The sequence below is a fragment of the Micromonospora sp. DT4 genome (assembly GCF_049841675.1).
Taxonomy (GTDB): domain Bacteria; phylum Actinomycetota; class Actinomycetes; order Mycobacteriales; family Micromonosporaceae; genus Micromonospora.
Genome location: NZ_JBNCKT010000318.1, coordinates 1 through 937, shown reverse-complemented (window position 1 = coordinate 937; position 937 = coordinate 1). Strand labels below are relative to the sequence as shown.

The window sequence follows — 937 nt, the reverse complement described above, 5'->3', positions numbered from 1 at the left end:
TGTTCCGCCCCGGGTTAGATGGAGACATCGAATCCTGGAGGAACACCGGCGATGCCTGCACCGAAGAAGTACAACGATGAGTTGCGTGAGCGTGCGACCCGGTTGGCGGTCGAGGCTCGGCGGGATCCGGCGTCGGCGGTCGGTGCGATCCGGCGGATCGCGGGTCAGCTCGGGGTTCATCCAGAGGCGTTGCGGACATGGGTGAAGAAGGCCGAGGTCGACGCCGGTGAGCGTGCGGGCATGACCAGCAGCGACGCGCAACGCCTCGCCGCGTTGGAACGGGAGGTCCGTGAGCTGCGGCGGGCGAACCAGATCCTGAGGTCCGCGGCGTCTTTCTTCGCGGCGGAGTTGGACCGTCCGTCGCGATGAAGGTCGCCTTCGTCGACTCCCAGCGGGTCGAACACGGTGTCCAACCGGTCCTGCGGGCGCTCGAAGACACGCCCGCAGCGATCGCACCGTCGACCTACTACGCCGCCACGACCCGCCCCGCCAGCGCACGATCCCGACGCGACGAGGAGCTGACCGCGGTGATCGAGCAGGTCCACGCGGAGAACTACGGCGTTTACGGGGCCCGTAAGATCTGGCACGAGCTGCACCGCCAGGACATCGGGGTAGCCCGGTGCACCGTCGAGCGGCTGATGCGCGAGTCTGGGCTACGCGGGCTGTCGCGCGACAAGTCGCCGCGCACGACCCGACCGGCGGCTGAGACCGGACGGCCTGCTGACCTGGTCAAACGGGACTTCACCGCAGACCATCCGAACCAGCTGTGGGTCGCGGATCTGACCTACGTGCGTACCAGTGTGGGCTGGGTGTACGCCGCGTTCGTCCTCGACGTGTACTCCCGCATGATCGTCGGCTGGCAGGTGTCCACGAGTCTCTATACGGATCTGGCTCTCGACGCGCTGAAAATGGCGATCTGGCGCCGCGAATATCAAGG

General features: G+C 67.0%; 2 protein-coding genes. Both read left to right on the top strand.

The window, feature by feature from the left end; genetic code table 11:
- Positions 1-51 precede the first annotated feature (51 nt).
- Positions 52-369, top strand: a complete 318-nt coding sequence (locus tag ACLQ24_RS29870; RefSeq protein ID WP_357947773.1) for a transposase — start codon at positions 52-54, stop codon at positions 367-369.
- The coding region (locus ACLQ24_RS29865) for an IS3 family transposase (RefSeq protein ID WP_425895077.1) at positions 366-937 on the top strand (572 nt) is incomplete at its 3' end. The genes ACLQ24_RS29870 and ACLQ24_RS29865, both read left to right, overlap by 4 nt.